Genomic DNA, 20,753 nt, shown 5'->3' on the forward strand with positions numbered 1-20,753 from the left:
GCGATCGACAGGCATCGCGCTTTCAACATTTTCTGCGCTATCATGACAGCGTTTGCTGGAGGATATGGACGTGCAGAAGCCTGTCGAACGAGAATGGGAACTGTCGATCGATCCCGACACAGTGCGCCTGCTCGCAGGCAAGGCGCGCGCCATCAGCGCCGGCCTCAACAGCGACTATGACGACGGCCATGAGCATGAAGTGGAGATCGATGGCGAAGCGCGCGACACCCACCAGCATGACGGCCTCATTGAAGAGGAAGAAGAGGATCTGACGGAAGAGGAGTTCCGCGAACTCGTGGCCGACCTCAACGTGGATGAAGCGGCCGAACTGATGGCGCTCGCCTGGATCGGTCGGGGCGACTACGACATCAGCGAATGGTCCAATGCCGTCAATGACGCCAAACAGCACGGCGCGAAACGGGTGGCCACCTATCTTCTCGGCATGCCGATGCTCGGCGACTGGCTGGATGAAGCCCTCGACGCCATTGGCGCGCGATAAAATGCCGATCAGAAAAAGCGCTTATTTCCCGATTATCGGGTTTTGATGCAATCAACCCGCATGATCCACAGACCTGCCGTCCGGCGCGCCTTTCGGCCCATTCTGCTCAGTCTTTTCGCGCTGACACTGTCTCCGGCGCAGAGTGTCCTTGCCGAAAAGGGCGGGCGCATCACGCTTCCCCCTTCGGGACCCATTCCGCATATGCGGGGTGAGGTAAAGCGTCAGGAGATGTCGGTCGTTGTGCCGATCCCCTCTCCGCGCCCGACAGACAAAGGCAAAGAAAAAGAAAAGGCCGGGACCAAAAAGGATCAGCCAGCACCGCAGCGCAAGGATCAGCCCAGACCACAAAGCACACCGAAGGAAGAAACAGCCTGCCGCAAGGCGCTGTCCGAGCTTGGCGTCACCTTCGAGGATCTGGAGCCGATTGGGGACAAGGACATCGGCTGCAGCATCCCGCATCCCCTTGTCATCAAAGACCTGTCGCGGAAGATTTCGCTGGAGCCTGAAGCCACGCTCAACTGCACGACTGCGCTGGCGCTGGCCCGCTTCTTCGCCGGGCAGGTGCCAGCCCTTGCACGCAAGCACCTGAAGCAACCCATTCGTTCCGTGCGTCACGCCTCCGCCTATGTCTGCCGCGCGCGCAACGGCACGAACACGCTCTCCGAACACGCCTTCGGCAATGCGCTCGACATTGCAGCCTTCACGCTGGCAGACGGCACCACACTGACCGTCTCCAAGAAGGAAGACCTCAAGAGCGACGGTGCGCGCTTTCTCGACGCGTTCCGCAAGGCGGCCTGTGGCCCGTTCCTCACCGTGCTCGGTCCCGGCAGCGACGCGGACCACGCCGATCACTTTCACCTGGACATGAAATCGCGCCGCAACGACCGCCCCTATTGCCGATAGGTCCTCCCCCCTCGCCACAAAGACGTCACAGGTCTGAACGGCGTCACTGATACTTCCTTTACCTTGACGCGCTAACCTTCAGCTTCTCTCAGCAAATTCGAGAGGTGACGGGGGCGTGTTCATGGCGGGTATTCGAGTTGACAGGCTGGTTGCACCGGTGCGGCGTCCGCGCGTGCGGCTCATGCTCGCCGGCCTGACGCTTGCAACCCTCTCCGCATGTTCCGTCAGCGATGTGATGTCGCCGCGCCCGTCCGTGGATCTCGGTGCGCGCACCGCTGCCGTTCCCGCGGCCACGGTGAGCCAGATCGCACCGCCAGCGCCAGTCATGCAACAGGTTGCACCGCCGGCACCGGTTCAGGCTCAGCTGGTGCAACCTGCATCACCGGCTGCATCACCGGCACCGGCCAGGGCGCAGGGCCTTCAGGCGCTCGTCCCGTCCAATCCGATGATGGTGTCCTATCCGCGTTTTACCGTACCGCGTGACGAAAGCTCCGCGCGCGTCATGCCGCCGGAAGAGGTCGCATGCCGCAAACGTCTGAAACGCCTGGGCGTCCAGTATCAGGATCTTGAGCCGATCAATGATGGCGGCGCATGCCGCATCGACTGGCCGATCAAGGTCAGCGGACTGTCCGGCGGCATCGAGATGGCGCCCGCCGCGACGCTTAACTGCCAGATGGCAGAAACCTTCGCCCGCTGGACAAAGAACGAGCTCGCACCAGCCGCACGCACCCGCTATTTCACCGGCATCGGCAAGATCCGCCAGGGCTCGAGCTATTCGTGCCGCCGGATCGCCGGAACCAGCGTCGCCTCGGAGCATTCCAAGGGCAACGCGCTCGACGTGATGAGTGTGGAACTGAAGAACGGACGCGAAGTCGATGTGCGCAAGCCCGGCTTCTTCGCCTTCCGCCAGCGCGGCCTGCTCAACTCGGTTCGCGCCGAAGGCTGCGACTATTTCACCACCGTTCTCGGCCCCGGCTACAATTACGATCACCGCGATCATTTCCACTTCGACCTGAAGGGCCGCCGCAACGGCTATCGCGCCTGCAAGTAAAGCTGTGCGCTGAAACAGTCATACACACACGCCAAGGCTCGCGCCGTTCTTTCCGGGGTGCTAAAGAGCAACCATGCTCATCGTTGAAATCGTCATTCTGTTCGTCCTCATTCTCTTCAACGGCTTCATGGCCATGTCGGAACTTGCCGTGGTGTCGGCAAGGCCCGCGCGCCTCAAGTCGCGCGCCGATCAGGGGCAGCGGGGTGCGGCCCGCGCACTGGCGCTTTCCGCCGATCCCGGCCGTTTTCTCTCCACGGTGCAGATCGGCATCACGCTGGTCGGCGTCCTTTCCGGCGCCTTCTCCGGCGCAACGCTGGGCACCCGGCTTTCGGAATGGCTGATTACGCAGGGCTTTTCGACCAACGTGGCAAACCCGCTTGGCGTCGGCATCGTCGTGGCGCTCATCACCTATGGGTCGCTGATCGTCGGCGAGCTGGTGCCCAAGCAGATCGCGCTCAAGAATGCCGAAGGCATTGCGGTCAAGGTCGCGCCGATCATGGGGCTCCTGTCACGCATCACCCTGCCCCTCGTCTGGCTGCTCGACGTGTCGGGCCGTCTGGTTCTGGCGCTGCTCGGGCAGAGCGCGGAATCGAGCCAGCGCGTGACGGACGAGGAGATCAGGACCCTGATCGCCGAAGCAGAGAGCAGCGGCACCATCGAATCCGACGAACGCCGCATGATCGCCGGCGTGATGCGTCTTGCCGACCGCAAGGCGCGCGCCATCATGACGCCGCGTGGCGAAATCGACTGGTTGGACCTTTCGGCGGGCGAAGAGGCGCTGGCGGCCAACCTCAAGACTTCGGGACATTCACTTCTGCCGGCCGGCGAAGGCTCGATCGACGAGATTGTGGGCGTCGTCAAACTGCGCGACCTTCTGGCGTCCGATCTGGCGGGCGACCCCCTCGACATTCGCGCCCATGTGCGCCCTGCCCCCGTCGTGCATGACATGGCGGATGCGCTGGATGTGCTTTCCATCCTGCGCGAAGCCGACATGCCCATGGCGCTTGTGCATGACGAGCACGGTCATTTCGAGGGCATCGTCACGCCGTCGGATATTCTGGAATCGATTGCCGGCCTGTTCCGCGCCGATGCCGAAGAAGGCGAGATGGACATTGTCGAGCGCGCTGACGGTTCGTGGCTGCTGCCGGGCTCCATGCCCGCCGACGAAATGGCGGACCATCTGGGCTTCACCCTGCCGCTTGACCGCAGCTACACGACGCTCGCCGGCTTCCTTCTGTCCGAGTTCACGCATCTGCCGAAGACCGGCGAAAGCACCGATGCGATGGGCTGGCGGTTTGAGATCATGGATCTCGACAATCGCCGCATCGACCGTGTTCTGGCGACCCGCCTCGACGAGACGCCGGAGGCCTGAGCGCCGTGCGTCCATTCGGACGCACAAAGGACGCTCCAGCCTGTTGAATCTGCGCACCGTGCTTTCCGAAAATCAATTCCGATTTTCGGGCCGATGCGCCAAGCCTCACTCCTCCGGCGGGACAGGCGTCGGTTTGCCATTGACGTCGAGCGCCACCATCACGAAATCCGCATGCGTCACCATCTCGATGGTCGGCGAGAGATAACGCTGCGCCCAGGCTTCCACCTTGAGCCGGATCGATGTGCGCCCCACGCTTTCAATGTGCGTGTAGATGCACAGCGTGTCGCCCACCTTCATGGGCTTGGCGAAGGCCATTTCCTTCACCGCTGCCGTGACCACGCGGCCATGCGCACGCTCGGCAGCGCGAATGCCGCTGGCAAGGTCCATTTGCGCCATGACCCAGCCACCGAAAATGTCGCCGGCGGCATTGGCGTCACCGGGCATTGCCTGTGTGCGCAGCGTCAGGTCGCCGGTGGGTTTTTCCGGTGCATTCATGGTTCCTGGTCCCTTCATCCTGTCTGAACCGGGCGTAGCTGCGCGCCAATGACAGGTCAAGAAACCTGCCGCATGACTCCGCCCCGATATCCGGCACGCCGCCCCTTTACGCAAAGAATGCAGCGCGATTTTTCGATTCTGCGCCAAGGCCTTGGCGCAACAACGTGAATCATTGCGCGAAAAACATGAATCAATACATCAACATCTTGAATCGATGGATGAGGTTTTACCGTAAACGTGCGGCAACGACTCGCATAACCGCAGGCAGCGCCCGCCGGTTTCGCCACTTTTCACCAGAAATGCTTCACGGGGAAAATTTCGGTGGTGGTCTGCCGCCGCTCATGCCGAACGGCGACACAACACCATCTCACCACAACACGGTTAATAGCCGTTTAACAACTTACTGACGGTGCGCTCCAGAAGCGCTTCGCCGCCGGGGTTCCACCCCAGTGCGCGCAGCCGTTCGGTGTGCATCGCGTTGACGGCACTGCGGTCGGCAGCCTCCGGCAGCGCATTGCCGCATCCCGTTTCACGCGCCACCAGCGCCAGAAGATCGCGACGGTCGAGCACCAGATCGGACACGTTGAAGAGGCCCTGCGCAAGCGCCGCCACCGGTGCTTCCAGCATCAGCCGCACCGCGGATCCGACATCCTCGCCATGCACCTCGGTCGCCGCGCGCGGTGCGATCTCACGGCCGGCCAGATAGTCTTCGAAGAGCCCTGCCCATTTGTGCCGGCGGCCGATGCCAGCCGCCCCGTAGACGCCGGTCACCCGCAGGCTGATGCCGTGAAAGCCATCATCGCAGAGCGCTGAAAGCGCCTCTTCGGCAGCGCGCTTCACCTCGCCATAAAGCGTATCGGGAAGGCAGGTCTCCATCTCGTCCAGCATCACGCCGGGCGCGCGCGGCCCATAGACAGCGCGCGTGGAGAGGAACACCGTTCGGGAAACCCCAGCGGCCCTTGCCGCGCGAAAAAGGGCAAGGCTGGCATCGAGATTGCGCCGCCGAAACCCTTCCGCGTCATCACCCTCGCCGCCCCGGTATTTTCCGGGTGCATGGTCGAAGGCTGCATGCACGAAGAAATCCGCCCCTTCGAAAAGGGCAGTCGATATCGACGCCGGTTCGAGGCGAAGCGGAGCAAAGGCAACGGGCTCAGAAAAGAAACCATCCGGCGGAGCGTTGCGCCCCATGATTGTGACCCGGTGCCCGGCCGTCAGCAGCGCCTCGACGATGAAGCGGCCGACAAGCCCGGTTCCGCCGGAGACGATGCTGTGCGGCATGCTCATGGCGCAGGGTTCGCCAGCGTATCGATGTCGGGAATGTTCTCGCCCGAATGATAGGCGTGCCAGAGATCGATGAGCGGCTTGAGCTCGCCCGCCCTGGGATGATCGCGCTCCCACGGCTTTTCATACTGGTAGTGAACCACGGAAACGGACGTCCAGTCCCACAGCTCCGGCAGGTTGAACCAGACATATTGCAGCATGTTGAAGAACACCGGCAGGCCATGCCAGTCGGGAAAGAAATCCTGCAGGAAGGTCTGGTCGGTGCGCCGCCAGAAGGCGTCGGGCCGGTCGAGCCGCTCAAGCATCGCAGCGAAGGTCGCCTGCGAAGGCTGCGCGACAAACACGCCGGAGTTCAGCCGGTGAAAATCCGCCAGCCCCTCATAGACATTGGGGGCGGCGGAGAATTCGGGATAACCGAACAGCCGGTCGATGTTGCGCACGACAACGGCGTCGGCGTCGATGAACACCACCCGCTCATATTCGGTGAGCTGCCACAGGCGCAGCTTGGCGAAATTGTCGAGCGGTGTGTGGAAGGCCGGCTTGTTGCCCTTGGTGAAGGGCGCATTGGCGTGAAGCCGCGCCCGCTGATGCCGCTCATTGAAGGCATCAGAGGTCGGCAGAAGCTCCGCCGGCACCAGAAGCGCGCCAAGAGCCGCAAGCGGCTCCAGCGCCTCGGCCGGCGTGCCGCCGGTGTGCATCACCACAAGATCGGCATCGGTGCCCGTCAGCCGCAGGGAGCGCACCAGAGCCAGTGCGCCCATTGCATAATCGGCATTGGTGACGAGCGTCACATAGGCCTGTTTCGGCATTGGGAGCGCCGCTTAACCGACGCTCTTGAGGCGCTTGCCCTCGGGATCGCGCTCGATTGTCGGCGCGATGTCCTTGGTCCATGCGGAAACGGCAGGGATGCGCGAACGGTCGACGCGGTAGTCGAACTTCTTCGCCACATCCACCACTTCGGCCAAGAGCCCTTCCTCAAGCGTGATCGGGTTGAGGCCCAGCGCAAGGAACTTGTCGTTCTTGACCACGAGTTCGTTTTCAGCGGCTTCCTTGCGCGGGTTGGGCAGATAGGCCACCTCGGCGCCGGTCATGCGGGCGATCATTTCGGCCAGATCGCGAACGCGGTGCGTCTCGGTCATCTGGTTGAAGATCTCGACGCGGTCGCCGCGCTTGGGCGGATTGGCGAGCGCAATCTCCACGCAGCGCACGGAATCCTGAATGTGGATGAAAGCGCGTGTCTGACCGCCCGTGCCGTGAACGGTCAGCGGGTAGCCAATGGCCGCCTGGATCAGGAAGCGGTTGAGCACCGTGCCATAGTCGCCGTCGTAATCGAAGCGGTTGATGAGCTGCGGATGCTGCTTCGTCTCTTCCGTGTGCGTGCCCCAGACGATGCCCTGGTGCAGGTCGGTGATGCGCACGCCGTCATTCTTGGCGTAGAACTGGAACAGAAGCTGATCCAGCGACTTGGTCATGTGGTAGATGGAGCCCGGATTGGTCGGGTAGAGGATATCGAGCGAAGCCGTATCGCCCGACAGCGTCTCGACGCCAACCGGCAGATAGCCTTCGGGAATGGCTGCGCCGACCGAGGAATAGCCGTAAACGCCCATCGTGCCCAGATGCACCAGATGCGCGTCGAGGCCGATCTCCGTCATCGCGTTGAGCAGATTGTGCGTCGCGTTGACGTTGTTGTTGACCGTGTAATTCTTGTGCCGGTCACTCTTCATCGAATAGGGCGCGGCGCGCTGCTCGGCAAAGTGCACGATGGCGTCGGGGCGATGCTCATCGAGCCACGCCTTCAGCACATCGTAATCGCGCGCAAGATCGATCAGGTGGAAATGGATGCGCCGTCCGGTCTCCTGATGCCAGATGCGCGTGCGCTCCTGGATCGAATCCATCGGGGTCAGCGACTGGACACCGAGCTCGGTGTCGATCCAGCGCCGGGACAGATTGTCAACGATATGAACATCATGTCCGCGTGCCGACAGGTGAAGCGAGGTCGGCCAGCCGACGAATCCATCGCCGCCAAGAACTGCAATCTTCATGGAATTCTGCCTCCGGTAATCAAAGCATCGGGCTATGGGAACCATTCGATTCCCTTTCAGAGAGCCCCCTTAGCAAAGTTTTATGACAGTTTGTTCCGAAACAACAAACAAAAGAAAACCGGCCTCGCGTGGAGACCGGCTTTCCGTTCAGGTGAGAGTGGGCAGGATTACATTTGCGCGTCTACGGACGTCACCTCATTGGTCGTGTCATCGATGGTCAGCGTAACCGCCGCTCCGGACGCTATGCTGGCAAGATCGACGCCCTCACCAGCGGTGTAGACCGTGCCGTCGTCAAGCGCGATCGTCCGGGTCTCCGCATCCACGGATTGCACCGTGCCCTGCACTTCGGCGGCATAGGCCGAGAGCGTGAGAAAACCGGTGGCGGCCAGGGTTGCGAGGATCTTCTTCATCAACAGAACTCCCTTTGTTGCTCAACTGTCGGCCCAGTCCCCGGTGACAGTTCTTGGGGGAAGCGGGAACCAGGCCGACGGACAGAAAGATGGGGCGGAACACCGCCAATCTCAAATCAATCAGAGTGACCATCCAAAACACGGCCTGCGCCAAAGCTTTGCCGCAATCGCCCCTGCGGCGGGCACTCACCGCCGAACAACGCGCAACAGCGCCAATGGTTCAATCATGCCGTGCTGCAAAGCGGACAAAATCCATGAAATGCGCGATCACATCCGCGCGTGTTTTTCCGCGTTCGGGCAAAGCCCGATAAACAACGGTTACCGAACGCACCCGACACGTGAATCGGGCCGGCGCCTGAGGGAAGCGCCGGCCCGCGAATGACCGCGATGAATGGGAGAGAGGGATAAAACGGTCATCCGGCGTCCGCTTGCACCTCCTTTCCTTTGTTGCACTTCAGAAATGAGGGTTACAGGCGACAGCGATGACGGTAGCCGTCGTAACCAAGGAACGTATCACTGTAGGCGTCATAAGAGCGGTACCGCGCATGACAGCGCGCCACATGGCGGTCCCAGGCGGAAGGAACGCCGTAAACAGGTGCAGGGCCGTAATACCGGGCGCGGGAGTCCGCGATCAGACCACCGGCGATGAAGCCGCCAAGCCCGGCAATCGCAGCCGCCTCACCCGGAGACAGGCTGCCGGCGCGGCTCTCAGACGGCGCAAACGAATGCGCGGAAGCGGTGAGCGCGAGAGCCAGCAGGCCACGGGTAACAGTGCGTTTCAGGGTCAGGGTCATTTCATCATCCTCCTTTTGCAATGAAGGGCCGGCCATCCCGGCCGTCCGATATGCGTCTGTCGCGGAGGTAAGCGAAAAGGTTCACGCGCCCGGGCATTTTTTTGCCTCCAGAGCTGTCGCGTGGGCGCAACATAGATTCGCCATAATGGAAAGAGGAAATAAACGTGTTACCGTATAGCGTGGGGCGAAGGTGGACGGCGGCAGAGGAGGTAACGCACGCCGACCGCAGCTCAACGACAGAGGAGGGCCGGACGATGGCCAAGTCTGGAGTACCGCATATCAGCGCCGGCATCTATGACGCAGCAGAGATGGCTGAAATGGAAAGCGCCATCGAAGCTGTCTGCAGCGAACTTGGCATAAAGCGTAGCGACAACAAGACCCGCGAACGTGTGGCAGGACATGTCATGCGATCATGGGCCGATGGACGCCGCACACCGCTCAACCTGGTTCAGGCCGGACTGGACGGCGGAACGCGGCTGGAAGCCTAGAGCATCAGCCGAACAGAGACTGCCCGACGCGCCGTGGCGCGAAAGGGTTTTGCTGCGCCCAGCTCCTCCCCCGAAAACTCTCGGAGAACCAGCGGACGCTGTCCATGACTGCGTCTCTCGCTTTGCCCGCCGTCAGGCCAGAATTACAAGCAGTGCGGCCAGCAACCATGGCAGCGCTGCAATCGAAACGCACTCCAGATTCAGAAACTCCGATGGCGTAACGGCGCAGTCCGGCCGCCAGCCATTGCGACCGCACATCAGGCTCTTCGCCATGCGCCAACAGGCAACCGATGCGAAGAAGGCGATCATCCCCTGCCCGGAACAAGAGAACTCCCGCCTTTCCCCCCGGGACCCCGGGCCTGCTGAGGAGCCCCTGCATTGCCTCCTATGGCATATCGACAACAGGGCCGGGCGAAAACGGAGTATTTCACACAGAAACACGCCGTGATCATTCCGCTCGCGCTCCGATCATTCTATCTTCGTGGGCGTGTTCGTCCCAAACAATGACCGGGGCCTTTCAGGAATGTTCTTCGCCCGCAAACGCTCCACCCCCGTGGTGGCAGCGCTCGCCATGACTGTCGCATTATCATCCGCGCCTCCGGAAGGAGCACGTGCGGCGGAACTGTCGTTCGACATGACGGCGATCCATGCGCGGCAGCGGGCGCGCGCGGCTGACAGCGAAGCGCGGCAGCTCTCCATCGTTCGTGAGCGGATGGCCAATACGCGCCAGCTCAGGGCGCGTGGCGGCAATGCCGAGGCAAGCCTCGTGCGGCTGCATGTGAAGCGCAGGCACGGTCATGATGCTGAAAGCCGGCTGCTCGACACCCGCCGGATCGTCGCGGCGGAGAAGCTGCGACGCACACCAAGGCTCGCCCGCTGGATGGGCGGCAAGGCCGTGCTGAGCGAGACGCGCGCCAATGACCGCCGCGCTTCGGCGTTTTCCACCAAGGGGCTGGCGTTTGGCGCAGATTACCGGGTGAGCCCTCGGCTCCTGATCGGGCATGCAACGGGCCTTGCCTATGACCGCTCGCCGCTTGCCACCGACATGACCTATTCAACACGCATCCTGAGCCAGACCCTCTATGGTACGCTGTTTACCGGCGACCGGACCTATCTGGATGTGGCGCTGGGCGCATCGCGCAGCAGCTTTTCAGGATGGTCTTCGCTTGGCGTCCGGGCTCCGGGCGGCGATGGCGACCGACTGTTCGCCATGCTGCGCGCCAGCCGCGCCTTCACACTGGATCGGCTAAAGCTGCACAGCTATGGTGAAGCCACGTTTTCGCACATGCGCTTCAGCGGCGCGGCCAGCGGCCACCGCAATGAAGCGGCGAAGATGAAACTCGGCCTGACCGGCGAAACCCGGATTGAAACCCGGCGCGGACGGGTCACGCCGCGCGCAGGTCTGGAATGGAGCGCTGCCCGCAGCGAACGCACCGCGCCCGTCGCAACGCAGAAGGTGCGCCGCCTGGAAGACAGCGCAAAGATCACGGCCCGGGCGGGCTTCGACTGGGCGCTCAATCCGCGCGCAACGCTGACCACGGATTACGGCCTGAGCGCCGACACGCGCGGCAGCGGCAGAAAGCAGACGCTGAAAACCCGCTTCACTCTCCGCTTCTGACGCCGCTCCAGCGCATTTTTGGCACAACCCTGCCGACGCTTTCCGGCCCTGCCTCCTCCATTCAGAGCGCGTAACGCACCCGTAAAATTGCCTCCAGAGTACTTCCTCTACCGGGGGGCACCTCAATCATGGGGTGCAACCTCACGCTTACCCGGAAACGGAAAACCGGGCGAACATCCAATGGGAGGGGAATTTGAGCGGAATCAAGGATGCCATCAGGCGTCAGATCGACACGAGTGGAACACTGCTATTACGTGTATCCAAGACACTTTCGGACGACGGCTTTTTCGATGAGCCCGCCAATGGCGGCTCCATGGCCTGGACATTGACACATCTCTTTACGCTGCAGGACTGGGCGCGGAACCGCGTCTTTGGCGGTGTTGAACCAAGGGTCGACCGCGCGTCCCGCGAAGCCTTCAAGGGCGGGCGCGCCGTTTACGATGAAGACCGCGACCGCTTCGGCACAAGGCGAGAGATCGAGAACGCCTTCGCCAATGAGCAGTACCGAACGATTGCTGCACTGAACGCCTTCGATGTGGCCAAGTGGGACCAGCCAACCCCATCCGGTTGCCGCTTTCCGGCCTATGGAGCCCTGTGGGAACACCTCGCCGCGCACAATTACTGGCATCTGGGCGCACTCTCGGTGAGCCATCCCCACATCCTGCACCTCACACTGGTGGCGCCCCGCTTCTACAGCGTGGATCCGGAAGAAATGGCTGCTGAGGGAGTATGAAAATGCCCGGACAAGACACACATCACGCAGCAGCTGCCGAAGAACTGGCGCGCTTCTTCCAACTCCATGTCGCGCTCGACCGCCCGATCGAAATGTGGTCGGAGCGCATCGACAGGCACTGGCACGACATGTTGCCCGGCAGCGAGACCGCCGAGCCGGGCACATCCTCTTCGAAAGCCCATGAAGCCTATGACCGGTTCTGCATCGAGGCATGCGGCCGGCGCATCATCCACGCCGAAGGCAAGGGCCACGGGCTGATTTCATGGACTGCTGAATATGAAGAGCGGTTTGGGAAACTGCCCGAGATCTGGTTCATGAACGAGGGCGGTGTGGTGGATCGCCCTGCCCGCGACCACTATCTGCAAACAGGCATGGTCATCGCCTCATGGGATTGCAGCCCGCTTCAGCCCGATCCGATGGAACGCAGGCCAAAGGATGACGGCAAGGACAGCGGGAAGACAGCACCTCCCAAGCCGATACGCGACAGCGACAAGGACAAGAAAACCTCCTCGCGCGGCGGGTAGGCCCGGCAATGCGCAAAGTCCGGGCACGGATGCGACTTGCGGAGACGGGAGAAGCCGAGATTGACGGCTTTCTCACCGCCTCCGCCCGCTATTGCCCCTTCATCCAGCAGGCACGGGCTGCGGGCACGATCAGAACGTTCAAGCTGGCGCAGCGCGACGCCGCATGCGACCCCACATACGACCCCACATGCGCCGCCGGCACGGCGCATCTGGAGCTCTTTCGTGATGCTCTCCACGGTCTGACCCACACTTTCCTTGCCGAGCGCAGCAGGCTTGACCGCGTTCCGGGACGCCTGCTCTGCTACAATGTGCTTCTCGCCGGCCTGCCGGAGAACACCGATCACGCATCCTTTCTCGGCGCGCTGCACTGGCCATTGAAGCGGGACTACACGAAAGCCGGCCTCATGTTCGGCAAGTTCTGGCCCGGCGAAGACAGTCATTCCCCAAAACACCGGCAGGTAATGCCAAATGCCCCTTTCCCGCTGATCTCGATACGCAGCGCGCAAAGGCGCGGTGACGGGCGGTTTTTCAGCCGTTCAGCCGATCTGCTTCAGGATTACATAAGCTGGCGGGCAAGCGCTGAGACAGACCAGCCCCTCTCCCCCCCTGCCTCACAGCCCCCGTGAACGCTTGCAGCCTTTCTGATCAGGCGTCAGAGTTCGCGCAACGTATCGACAGCGAAGGAAAGGCGGCATGGATCATTTTGCAGGAGGGTGCCTGTGTGGCGCCGTGCGCGTCGAAGCGAAGGGCCAGCCCGACAGGGTCGGGATCTGCCACTGCCTTGACTGCCGCAAGCACCATGGCGCGCTGTTCTATGCTGCGGCGGTCTTCCCGCAGGACAGGGTGACCATCACCGGCGAGACACGCGATTATGAGGGGCGGCATTTTTGCCCGCGCTGCGGTTCATCCGTTTTCGCCAAGACCGGTGATGAAACCGAGGTGCATCTCGGCACGCTGGACGAACCCAACCAGTTGAGCCCCTCCTATGAGTTGTGGAGCATCAGGCGCGAGGCCTGGCTCCCGCCCTTTCCGGTTGAAGAACGATACGAGCGGAACCGGGAAGACGACCAGCCACACTGAACCGGCCCCGCATCCGGCGCCCGTCCCTCATCGGACAGGCAGACCAGCTTCCCTGCGCCTCTTGCGGATAAGATCGCGGTTTCCGTCCACCTGCACGATCAAGTCGCGCAGTCCCGAGCGGATCGCGGCGAGATCCGAGGCATGGGTCGTTTTCGAGGTCAGGGCATTGCCATGGGCGGCGTCCCAGTCCAGCGCCCACTTCATCGCCTCGATCCATTCATCCGGATCGGCGGCGATATATTCGTTCACCGGACGCCCGACGGATTCCGTCAGGGCGGAAAGCAGGATGTTTTCATCCTGCCCGGCATCGCCGAGCGCCGTTACAAGAAACCGGTAGCGCAACTGGCCGGCATACATCCACTTTGCCGCCTCCAGTCCGCGCCCCTGCGCCATGAGGCGCGAAGAAAGAACGTAGAGTGCAGCCGGATGTGCCTCCGGCGCGACGTCAATCAGCTCCGGCGTGGACAGTGAATCAAAATCATCAATCGGCTGCGCCACCACCGCGCCCGACAGAAGAAGCGCGAAGGCGCAGGCAATAATACGTTTCATGATGCACTCGATTTCAGTCGCTGTTCGATAGGTGTCCGTACTGGATAGAGCCAGGCACCGACCACAGATGAAACATCCGCCCCCATGCACTGCAGCGAAAACCCAGCTCCCTACCGTCCCGGCCGCCCAGTCTTTCCTGGCCGGCGCTTGCGGGCGCGGTCGTCGGCTGGGTCTTCATAAGAGCCAAGGCCGATCTTGTGGCGTCGAACGGGCTTGGCGTCATCCTCCGGCTTCTGCGGAACCGGCTTGCGGACCGGCTTTTCCGTGCGCCCGACCGTCATTTCATCCAGATCGTTCTTGCGGAAGAGCCCCTTGCCAGCCGGCACTGCATGCGCGCCGGACGTGCCCATCTCATCAAGATCCGGCTTGTGGAAGAGAGAGGAAGCGGAGGCCGCTCCCCCCTCACCCTGCGCCTGCTTCTGCGGTGCCTTCCTGCTGCGCGCCTTGTCGCGGCGGGACTTCTGGGTGTTCTCCACACCGGCGTCGCGGGCCAGCGGGTCGTCCATGATGGCGAGCTCGGTCTCCTTGAGGCGCTTGATCTCGTCGCGAAGGCGCGCGGCCTCCTCGAAGTCGAGATCGGCAGCCGCATCGCGCATCGCCTTCTCCAGATGCTCCAGATGGGCGGCAAGATTGTTGCCCACGAGGTTGTTGAGGTCCTCGCCCTTGCCGCGACCGCCGATATCGGCGCGGACATGGTCGCGCTCATAGACGGAGTCGAGAATGTCGGCGATGTTCTTCTTGACGGAAGCCGGCGTGATGCCGTGCTCCTCATTATAGGCGAGTTGCTTGTCGCGGCGGCGGTTGGTCTCCTCCATCGCGCGCTCCATGGAACCGGTGATGCGGTCGGCATAGAGCATGACCCGGCCATCGACATTACGCGCCGCACGGCCGATGGTCTGGATGAGCGATGTTTCGGAGCGGAGAAAGCCCTCCTTGTCGGCATCGAGGATGGCGACAAGTCCGCATTCGGGAATGTCGAGGCCCTCGCGCAGAAGGTTGATGCCGACCAGAACGTCGAACGCGCCAAGACGCAGATCGCGAATGATCTCGATGCGCTCCAGCGTGTCGATGTCGGAGTGCATGTAGCGCACGCGCACGCCCTGCTCGTGAAGATATTCCGTGAGATCCTCCGCCATGCGCTTGGTCAGCACGGTCACCAGCGTACGATAGCCCTTGGCTGCGGTCTCGCGGATTTCGCCCAGAACATCGTCCACCTGGGTCTTGGCGGGACGCACCTCGACGGGCGGGTCGATGAGACCCGTGGGGCGAATGACCTGCTCGGCGAACACGCCGCCAGACTGCTCCATCTCCCAGTTTCCAGGCGTGGCCGAAACGGCGACGCTGGCGGGGCGCATCGCGTCCCATTCCTCGAAGCGCAGCGGACGGTTGTCCATGCAGGAGGGCAGACGAAAACCGTATTCGGCAAGCGTCGCCTTGCGGCGGAAGTCGCCGCGATACATGCCACCGATCTGCGGAATGGTGACGTGGCTCTCGTCGATGAAGACCAGCGCATTGTCGGGAATGTACTCGAACAGGGTCGGCGGCGGCTCGCCCGGCGCACGGCCGGTCAGATAGCGCGAATAGTTCTCGATGCCGGCACAGGAGCCGGTGGCCTCCAGCATTTCCAGATCAAAGCGGGTGCGCTGTTCGAGGCGCTGCGCCTCCAGCAGACGGCCGGCGCGCTCAAGCTCCGCCAGACGCTGTTTCAGCTCGGCATTGATGCCCTTCACAGCCTGATTCAGCGTGGGGCGCGGCGTGACATAGTGCGAGTTGGCGTAGATCTTGACCGACTCCAGGTCGCCGGTCTTCTTGCCGGTAAGCGGATCGAACTCGGTGATGGTCTCGATTTCATCGCCAAAGAGGGAAATGCGCCAGGCGCGATCCTCAAGGTGGGCAGGAAAGATTTCAATCGTGTCGCCGCGCACCCGGAAGGAGCCGCGCACGAAATTGATGTCCTGACGCTTGTATTGCTGGGCAACCAGATCGGCCAGTAGCTGGCGCTGGTCCAGCCGGTCGCCAATCTGCATCTGGAAGGTCATGGCCGTGTAGGTTTCGACAGAGCCGATACCGTAGATACAGGACACGGAAGCGACGATGATCACGTCATCGCGCTCGAGCAGCGCGCGCGTGGCCGAGTGGCGCATGCGGTCGATCTGCTCGTTGATCGAGGATTCCTTCTCAATGAATGTGTCGGAACGCGGAACGTAGGCCTCCGGCTGATAGTAATCGTAGTAGGAAACGAAATACTCGACCGCATTGTCGGGGAAGAAGGACCTGAACTCGCCATAGAGCTGGGCGGCCAGCGTTTTGTTCGGCGCGAGGATGATGGCCGGGCGCTGCGTCTCCTCGATCACCTTGGCCATGGTGAAGGTCTTGCCCGAGCCGGTAACACCGAGCAGCACCTGGGTGCGCTCGTTCTCGTTCGCGCCCGCGACCAGATCGGCAATGGCCGTCGGCTGGTCGCCGGAGGGCGTAAACTCCGTGACCATCTTGATCGGCACGCCGCCTTCCGACTTTGCTGGCCGGGAGGGGCGGTGCGGGGTCCAGTTGGACTGAAGGTTGGGATCGCCCCCCTCGATCAGCCGCGAAAGAGCGGCGACCGTAGCGGTAACGCCCGAGGAAGACAGCCCCTCGGCCTCCTCCAGCGTGACGTCGAGACCGGCGACGGGCATCATGCCGGCAGCCGCGCGCTCTCGCGCAGAGGCCGCGCCGCCCATGGAGGTGCCGCGCGCGGTCTTCGAGCCGCCGGCGGAACGCTCAGCCGTTTTCTTCGGTTTCTTCGCCTTGTCCCTGGCCTTCGCCCGCGCGGGCTTCTCTGCTTCCTGCGCAATCTCGCTTGCCCAGTCCGCGATGGAACCGGTCAGCGGCGTGCCCGAAAGCTCGGGCTGCGGGGCTTCGGCGAAGCCGCCATTCTTCTTCTCGGATGATTTGGCCATGCCCTGAATATGGAATCGCTGCCCCCAAATGGAAAGGGGTGACGCATGGGGAAAGCATCACCCCGCACAGCTCCTGACACAAGGGTGTCAGGAGCCCCCGCCTGTCCGGATATCAGGCCGGGTAGCGCAGATGCAGAACCGGCTCGCCCGTGGGTTCGTCGATGCGCTGCTCCACTTCCGCAAAGCCGTAGCGTTCATAGAAGCGCCTGCCGATGTCATTCTTCACGAAGACATCGAGTTCCAGCGCGCCCATGCGCGCAACCGCATCGTCCACCATCGCCCGGCCCAGCCCCCGACCGTGACAATCCGGGTCGAGAAAGAGGCCACCCACCTGGTTGCCCAGAAGCGAGATGAAGCCGACAAGCCGGTCATCCGCCCAAACGGTGCGGGTGTCAGCCATGGGCAGATAGACATTGCGGATGTTGTCGGCTTCGCGCGTCAGGAAATCATCATCCAGAAACGCGTGGGCGAGCCGGCTCGCCTTGAGCCAGATGTCGACAATGGCGTCGTCATCGACGCCGGGTTGATAGGTCTTGATCATTTTCGTTTATGTCCAGCTATGCAGCATCAAGCGCGTCGACAACGACACGCGCACTGCAGAATAATTTGGTTTGAAAGCGAAACGGATGCGCGGGACGGAACTGCGCCATCCATCATCCATTTCCGGGGCGAGACCCGCCCCCGCTTCACCGGGACATAAAACCTCCAGACATTTTGGCGCGATCTAGCGCGATCATGTAGGAAAGGCAAGCTTGCAGAAGCCACGCGCGGACATGTGAGGGTGATATGCTGCGCGCCACAAGAACAGTCGAGCGCCACTTCTCATGCAACTGATCCTCGCGAAAAAGACCGACAAGCCGCTGATCGACCGGATGCTGCGGGAATACCTTGAAGAACTCTCGCCCCATGGCGGCGTCGATGACGATTATCCCTATCTGGACCTCTACTGGCAGGAGACCGACAGGCGCTGGCCTTATCTCTTCCGCGACAGCGAGACCGTTACCGGTTTCGCGTTCGTGCGGGCGCTGGAGGAAGATGGCGTCACCTTCTCCATGGCGGAGTTCGCGGTTCTGTCGAACGCACGCCGCAGAGGACTTGGCCGGTCGATGGCCGTGAGCACCATGCACCGGCACCCCGGCACGTGGGAGGTCAGCATCATGGCCGGCAATCAGGCAGCACAGATCTTCTGGCCAAAAGCGATCATTGCCGCCGGTGCGGAGAACATCGAGAAAAGCAGCGACACGGACGAAACGATCTATCGTTTTTCGATTGCGCCGGCTGTCAGCTAGAGCGCCGTGCGTCCATTCGAACGCACAAAGGACGCTCTAACCTGTTGAACCTGCGCATGGTGCTTTCCGAAAACCTGTTCCGATTTTCAGGCCGATGCGCTGAAGTCTTTCGGCTTCATGAAATGGAGCAGTCGCGCACCGCCAAAGGCCAGAGCGTCCCACTGTCCATCAAAGGCGAACCGGGCAAGCGCAGCGGTGGGGAATTTCTCGCGCATGCGCTCCAGCGCGTCTTCCCCGGAACCGTTTCCGGCCAAAAGGCTGGCGAAGTCCTCCATGCCCGGATTGTGCCCGACAACGAGCACGCGCCCCGCCTCTTCCGGCACTTTGTGGAGAGCGGCCAGCAATTGCCCGGGCGTTGCCATGTAAAGCCCGCTTCCATCGCCAATCGCCGGAGCAGGCCCCTTCAGCGCTGACGAGACCAGTCGCCATGTCTGCTGCGCCCTGCGCGCCGGCGACACCAGCACCAGATCCGGCAACCAGCCACGCTGCGCGAGTTCTCGCCCCATGCGTGGCGCGGCGCGTCGTCCACGCGGCGCAAGCGGACGCTCGGCATCGCTCAGGCCGGGCTCATCCCAGCTCGATTTCGCATGCCGTAAAAGCAGAAGCTCTTTCATTCGCCCTCCAAGAAACGCGTTGAATCAGCCTTCAAGCGCGCCAGAACGCTAGGCACAGAGGCTCAGCCAGCGTCAAGGCTGTATTTTATCCGGGTATATTGACAGAAATATTATACCCGGGTAAAAGCTATTCGACATTCAACGGAGCCCCACCCCGATGTCCAGCTTCACAGGTTTTCATGGCGAGAAGTTTCTCGCCAGCGGCACCGCAACCGAGGTTGCCCTGGCAGCCAAAGCATTGCTCAGCGACTATCCCGGCGCGGATGTGCTTATCTTCAATGATGCGACTGGCCGGCAGACCGACTTCAACCTGACGGGCAGCGAGGCCGAGGTTCTGGAGCGGCTCGCCCCGAAACCGCAGGAGGCAGCGCCCGAGAAGCGCGCGCCGGGGCGCCCGAGGCTCGGCGTGGTGGCCCGTGAGATCACCTTGCTGCCGCGCCAGTGGGAATGGCTCAGTGAACAGCCCGGCGGCGCGTCGGCAACCCTGCGCAAACTGGTGGACGCGGCCCGCACAGCCGATATGCCGCGCGAGCAGATCCGCAGGGCGAAGACCGCGGCCGACAGGTTCATGATGGCGATGCTCGGCGACAAACCCGGCTACGAGGAAGCGGCGCGCGCTCTATGCAGGCGATGCAAAAACCTTCAAGAGCCGGATCAGCAACTGGCCGAAAGATCTCAGAACACATCTGGAGCGCTTGGCGGCGCCAGCCTTTGACACGAACTGAAACTCAGTTCAGTCGTTCAACAGGCAGGCCAGCCGCTTTCCAGTCCGGGAAACCATCGGAAAGACGGCTGGCCGCCAGACCTTCACGCTGGAGCAGAAGGGCGGCGTCCAGCGACAGCATGCAATAGGGGCCGCGACAATAGGCGATGACCTCGCGGTCTCGCGGCAATTCGGCAAGGCGCTTCTCCAGCGCATCGAGCGGCACATTCACCGCACCGGGCAGATGCCCCTGCGCAAACTCCTCCTCCGGGCGGACATCGAGCAAAAGAACCGTCTCGTCGCGCAGGCGCGAGAGAAGCTCGTCACGCGAGACGGTTTCCACCGCCCCCATGCCGTTTTCGCCCCCGGTGACCAGCGCCATAACCTCGGCATGAGTATGCGCCACCTGCGCACGCAGGGCTGCCAGAAGCGGCACCACCGGCCCCTCCCCCAGACGATAAAGCACATTCTTGCCCTCGCGCCGGGCCAGAACGAGGCCGGCACGCCGAAGATGCTGCAGATGTTGCGAGGCATTGGCCATGGAAAGCCCTGTCAGCGCGGCGAGCCGCTCCACCGGGCGCTCACCCTGAGCAACATGCTCCAAGAGCGCAATGCGGTGCGGGCTTGCGAGCGCGCGGGCAAGCTCCGCCGCCTGGGCATAAAGCTGCTGCCCGGTTCGATCCGCCATTGACAAGTCCTCCTTCATTACGCAATCAATCAATAAAACAATTGAATGTTTATATGAAGTGCTTTCACCAAGTGAAATGTGCTGCTGCGCGCGCCTACCCAAACGCTGGACACGGCCATGTGCGGCAAAAAAAAGCAACGCCCGGTCAGGGCAACGAGAAAACGGAACAAGCATGACGGCCGAAGCAATCGAGTTCAGCATACGCGCATTTCTGATCGGCGTGGGCGCTACCGCCTTCATGGATCTATGGGCGCTGTTTCAGAAACGGGCCTTCGGCATTCCCGCCCTCAACTACGCAATGGTGGGACGCTGGATCGGACATCTCGGCTCGGGAACCCTTTGCCATCAGGCTATCGGCGCTGCCCGGCCCATCCCCGGCGAGCGCGCCATCGGCTGGGCCGCACACTATGCCATCGGCGTGCTCTTCGCCGGTATTCTGATCGCAATGGCAGGGCTGGGCTGGGCGCGCCAGCCAAGCTTTCTGCCCGCACTCGCCATGGGCATCATAACCGTGCTTGCGCCCTTTCTCATCCTGCAGCCCGGCATGGGCGCGGGCATCGCCGCAGCGAAGACACCAGCGCCCAACACGGCAAGACTGCGCAGCCTCATCGCCCACACCTCCTTCGGTGTCGGGCTTTATCTGGCCGCACTTGGCACGAACTGGCTCACCGGAGGATGAGCCGG

General features: G+C 62.4%; 23 protein-coding genes and 1 pseudogene. 13 read left to right on the forward strand and 11 right to left on the reverse strand.

What is annotated here, in order from left to right:
* The first annotated feature begins 70 nt into the window (after positions 1-70).
* The 4 genes from JYP46_RS12025 to JYP46_RS12040 all read left to right on the forward strand — a co-directional run bounded on the left by JYP46_RS12025 (position 71) and on the right by JYP46_RS12040 (position 3,825).
* Positions 71-499 carry a DUF3775 domain-containing protein gene (locus tag JYP46_RS12025; RefSeq protein WP_206543986.1) on the forward strand — a complete coding sequence of 143 codons (429 nt, stop codon included), beginning with the start codon at positions 71-73 and terminating at the stop codon, positions 497-499.
* Between the two features lie 60 nt (positions 500-559).
* The gene (locus tag JYP46_RS12030; protein ID WP_206548213.1) at positions 560-1,402 is read left to right on the forward strand and encodes an extensin-like domain-containing protein; all 843 of its coding nucleotides are present in this window, start codon (positions 560-562) and stop codon (positions 1,400-1,402) included.
* 121 nt (positions 1,403-1,523) lie between these two features.
* On the forward strand, positions 1,524-2,453 hold the full coding sequence (locus tag JYP46_RS12035) for an extensin-like domain-containing protein (RefSeq protein WP_222474075.1): 930 nt from the start codon (positions 1,524-1,526) through the stop codon (positions 2,451-2,453).
* A gap of 73 nt (positions 2,454-2,526) precedes the next feature.
* The gene (locus JYP46_RS12040; protein WP_206548214.1) at positions 2,527-3,825 is read left to right on the forward strand and encodes a hemolysin family protein; all 1,299 of its coding nucleotides are present in this window, start codon (positions 2,527-2,529) and stop codon (positions 3,823-3,825) included.
* Between the two features lie 105 nt (positions 3,826-3,930).
* On the opposite strand, the gene JYP46_RS12045 is transcribed toward JYP46_RS12040, so the two are convergent.
* From JYP46_RS12045 to JYP46_RS12070, 6 genes are all read right to left on the reverse strand, one after another.
* Positions 3,931-4,320, reverse strand: coding sequence for an acyl-CoA thioesterase (locus tag JYP46_RS12045; RefSeq protein ID WP_206548215.1), 390 nt, complete (start codon positions 4,318-4,320; stop codon positions 3,931-3,933).
* 381 nt (positions 4,321-4,701) lie between these two features.
* The gene (locus JYP46_RS12050) at positions 4,702-5,598 is read right to left on the reverse strand and encodes an NAD-dependent epimerase/dehydratase family protein (RefSeq protein WP_222474100.1); all 897 of its coding nucleotides are present in this window, start codon (positions 5,596-5,598) and stop codon (positions 4,702-4,704) included.
* Positions 5,599-5,600: 2 nt separating this feature from the next.
* Positions 5,601-6,410, reverse strand: coding sequence for a glycosyltransferase (locus JYP46_RS12055; RefSeq protein ID WP_206548217.1), 810 nt, complete (start codon positions 6,408-6,410; stop codon positions 5,601-5,603).
* A 12-nt stretch (positions 6,411-6,422) separates the two neighbouring features.
* Positions 6,423-7,643, reverse strand: a complete 1,221-nt coding sequence (locus JYP46_RS12060; protein WP_113155772.1) for an NAD-dependent epimerase/dehydratase family protein — start codon at positions 7,641-7,643, stop codon at positions 6,423-6,425.
* A 167-nt stretch (positions 7,644-7,810) separates the two neighbouring features.
* Complete coding sequence (locus tag JYP46_RS12065; RefSeq protein ID WP_113155773.1) at positions 7,811-8,053, reverse strand: DUF1344 domain-containing protein; 243 nt, start codon at positions 8,051-8,053, stop codon at positions 7,811-7,813.
* Between the two features lie 467 nt (positions 8,054-8,520).
* Complete coding sequence (locus tag JYP46_RS12070; RefSeq protein WP_222474076.1) at positions 8,521-8,847, reverse strand: BA14K family protein; 327 nt, start codon at positions 8,845-8,847, stop codon at positions 8,521-8,523.
* Between the two features lie 254 nt (positions 8,848-9,101).
* On the opposite strand from JYP46_RS12070, the gene JYP46_RS12075 reads away from it, so the two are divergent.
* The 6 genes from JYP46_RS12075 to JYP46_RS12100 all read left to right on the forward strand — a co-directional run bounded on the left by JYP46_RS12075 (position 9,102) and on the right by JYP46_RS12100 (position 13,290).
* Positions 9,102-9,335, forward strand: a complete 234-nt coding sequence (locus tag JYP46_RS12075; RefSeq protein ID WP_113155775.1) for a hypothetical protein — start codon at positions 9,102-9,104, stop codon at positions 9,333-9,335.
* A 571-nt stretch (positions 9,336-9,906) separates the two neighbouring features.
* Positions 9,907-10,953, forward strand: a complete 1,047-nt coding sequence (locus tag JYP46_RS12080) for an autotransporter outer membrane beta-barrel domain-containing protein (protein WP_206548219.1) — start codon at positions 9,907-9,909, stop codon at positions 10,951-10,953.
* Positions 10,954-11,146: 193 nt separating this feature from the next.
* Positions 11,147-11,686, forward strand: a complete 540-nt coding sequence (locus JYP46_RS12085; protein WP_206543993.1) for a DinB family protein — start codon at positions 11,147-11,149, stop codon at positions 11,684-11,686.
* Between the two features lie 2 nt (positions 11,687-11,688).
* Positions 11,689-12,210, forward strand: a complete 522-nt coding sequence (locus JYP46_RS12090) for a glycine-rich domain-containing protein (RefSeq protein ID WP_206543994.1) — start codon at positions 11,689-11,691, stop codon at positions 12,208-12,210.
* A gap of 8 nt (positions 12,211-12,218) precedes the next feature.
* Positions 12,219-12,836, forward strand: a complete 618-nt coding sequence (locus JYP46_RS12095; protein ID WP_206548220.1) for a DUF6875 domain-containing protein — start codon at positions 12,219-12,221, stop codon at positions 12,834-12,836.
* 67 nt (positions 12,837-12,903) lie between these two features.
* Entirely contained in the window at positions 12,904-13,290 is a 387-nt protein-coding gene (locus tag JYP46_RS12100; RefSeq protein ID WP_206548221.1) for a GFA family protein, read from the forward strand.
* 27 nt (positions 13,291-13,317) lie between these two features.
* Here the strand turns inward: JYP46_RS12100 and JYP46_RS12105 are convergent, their stop codons facing one another.
* The 3 genes from JYP46_RS12105 to JYP46_RS12115 form a co-directional block, all read right to left on the reverse strand.
* Positions 13,318-13,839, reverse strand: coding sequence for a hypothetical protein (locus tag JYP46_RS12105; protein ID WP_206548222.1), 522 nt, complete (start codon positions 13,837-13,839; stop codon positions 13,318-13,320).
* A 110-nt stretch (positions 13,840-13,949) separates the two neighbouring features.
* Positions 13,950-16,775 (reverse strand): excinuclease ABC subunit UvrB, encoded by a 2,826-nt coding sequence (gene uvrB, locus JYP46_RS12110; RefSeq protein WP_206548223.1) that lies wholly within the window; start codon positions 16,773-16,775, stop codon positions 13,950-13,952.
* Between the two features lie 112 nt (positions 16,776-16,887).
* A complete protein-coding gene (locus JYP46_RS12115) occupies positions 16,888-17,316 on the reverse strand; it encodes a GNAT family N-acetyltransferase (RefSeq protein WP_113155783.1) in 429 nt (142 codons plus the stop codon).
* Positions 17,317-17,599: 283 nt separating this feature from the next.
* On the opposite strand from JYP46_RS12115, the gene JYP46_RS12120 reads away from it, so the two are divergent.
* Entirely contained in the window at positions 17,600-18,064 is a 465-nt protein-coding gene (locus JYP46_RS12120) for a GNAT family N-acetyltransferase (RefSeq protein ID WP_206548224.1), read from the forward strand.
* 86 nt (positions 18,065-18,150) lie between these two features.
* Here the strand turns inward: JYP46_RS12120 and JYP46_RS12125 are convergent, their stop codons facing one another.
* Positions 18,151-18,678 (reverse strand): SixA phosphatase family protein, encoded by a 528-nt coding sequence (locus JYP46_RS12125; protein WP_206544001.1) that lies wholly within the window; start codon positions 18,676-18,678, stop codon positions 18,151-18,153.
* A gap of 157 nt (positions 18,679-18,835) precedes the next feature.
* On the opposite strand from JYP46_RS12125, the pseudogene JYP46_RS12130 reads away from it, so the two are divergent.
* Positions 18,836-19,403, forward strand: a pseudogene (locus JYP46_RS12130) (DUF2239 family protein).
* 3 nt (positions 19,404-19,406) lie between these two features.
* Here the strand turns inward: JYP46_RS12130 and JYP46_RS12135 are convergent.
* Positions 19,407-20,069: an ArsR/SmtB family transcription factor gene (locus JYP46_RS12135; RefSeq protein ID WP_206548225.1), complete on the reverse strand. Its 663-nt coding sequence runs from the start codon at positions 20,067-20,069 to the stop codon at positions 19,407-19,409.
* 172 nt (positions 20,070-20,241) lie between these two features.
* Here JYP46_RS12135 and JYP46_RS12140 point away from each other — a divergent pair, with 172 nt between their 5' ends.
* Positions 20,242-20,748 carry a DUF2938 domain-containing protein gene (locus JYP46_RS12140; RefSeq protein ID WP_206548226.1) on the forward strand — a complete coding sequence of 169 codons (507 nt, stop codon included), beginning with the start codon at positions 20,242-20,244 and terminating at the stop codon, positions 20,746-20,748.
* Positions 20,749-20,753 lie beyond the last annotated feature (5 nt).

The sequence above is a fragment of the Nitratireductor aquimarinus genome, from assembly GCF_017255295.1.
Lineage (GTDB): Bacteria > Pseudomonadota > Alphaproteobacteria > Rhizobiales > Rhizobiaceae > Nitratireductor > Nitratireductor aquimarinus.

Coding starts and splice junctions, on each gene's coding strand:
- JYP46_RS12125 (WP_206544001.1), bottom strand. CDS start 18,678: ATGAAAGAGCTTCTGCTTTTACGGCATGCGAAATCGAGCTGGGATGAG.
- JYP46_RS12115 (WP_113155783.1), bottom strand. CDS start 17,316: ATGATCAAGACCTATCAACCCGGCGTCGATGACGACGCCATTGTCGAC.
- JYP46_RS12095 (WP_206548220.1), top strand. CDS start 12,219: ATGCGCAAAGTCCGGGCACGGATGCGACTTGCGGAGACGGGAGAAGCC.
- JYP46_RS12080 (WP_206548219.1), top strand. CDS start 9,907: ATGACTGTCGCATTATCATCCGCGCCTCCGGAAGGAGCACGTGCGGCG.
- JYP46_RS12070 (WP_222474076.1), bottom strand. CDS start 8,847: ATGACCCTGACCCTGAAACGCACTGTTACCCGTGGCCTGCTGGCTCTC.
- JYP46_RS12045 (WP_206548215.1), bottom strand. CDS start 4,320: ATGAATGCACCGGAAAAACCCACCGGCGACCTGACGCTGCGCACACAG.
- JYP46_RS12075 (WP_113155775.1), top strand. CDS start 9,102: ATGGCCAAGTCTGGAGTACCGCATATCAGCGCCGGCATCTATGACGCA.
- JYP46_RS12120 (WP_206548224.1), top strand. CDS start 17,600: ATGCAACTGATCCTCGCGAAAAAGACCGACAAGCCGCTGATCGACCGG.
- JYP46_RS12140 (WP_206548226.1), top strand. CDS start 20,242: ATGACGGCCGAAGCAATCGAGTTCAGCATACGCGCATTTCTGATCGGC.
- JYP46_RS12135 (WP_206548225.1), bottom strand. CDS start 20,069: ATGGCGGATCGAACCGGGCAGCAGCTTTATGCCCAGGCGGCGGAGCTT.
- JYP46_RS12105 (WP_206548222.1), bottom strand. CDS start 13,839: ATGAAACGTATTATTGCCTGCGCCTTCGCGCTTCTTCTGTCGGGCGCG.
- JYP46_RS12090 (WP_206543994.1), top strand. CDS start 11,689: ATGCCCGGACAAGACACACATCACGCAGCAGCTGCCGAAGAACTGGCG.
- JYP46_RS12035 (WP_222474075.1), top strand. CDS start 1,524: ATGGCGGGTATTCGAGTTGACAGGCTGGTTGCACCGGTGCGGCGTCCG.
- JYP46_RS12040 (WP_206548214.1), top strand. CDS start 2,527: ATGCTCATCGTTGAAATCGTCATTCTGTTCGTCCTCATTCTCTTCAAC.
- JYP46_RS12050 (WP_222474100.1), bottom strand. CDS start 5,598: ATGCCGCACAGCATCGTCTCCGGCGGAACCGGGCTTGTCGGCCGCTTC.
- JYP46_RS12055 (WP_206548217.1), bottom strand. CDS start 6,410: ATGCCGAAACAGGCCTATGTGACGCTCGTCACCAATGCCGATTATGCA.
- JYP46_RS12060 (WP_113155772.1), bottom strand. CDS start 7,643: ATGAAGATTGCAGTTCTTGGCGGCGATGGATTCGTCGGCTGGCCGACC.
- uvrB (WP_206548223.1), bottom strand. CDS start 16,775: ATGGCCAAATCATCCGAGAAGAAGAATGGCGGCTTCGCCGAAGCCCCG.
- JYP46_RS12100 (WP_206548221.1), top strand. CDS start 12,904: ATGGATCATTTTGCAGGAGGGTGCCTGTGTGGCGCCGTGCGCGTCGAA.
- JYP46_RS12065 (WP_113155773.1), bottom strand. CDS start 8,053: ATGAAGAAGATCCTCGCAACCCTGGCCGCCACCGGTTTTCTCACGCTC.
- JYP46_RS12030 (WP_206548213.1), top strand. CDS start 560: ATGATCCACAGACCTGCCGTCCGGCGCGCCTTTCGGCCCATTCTGCTC.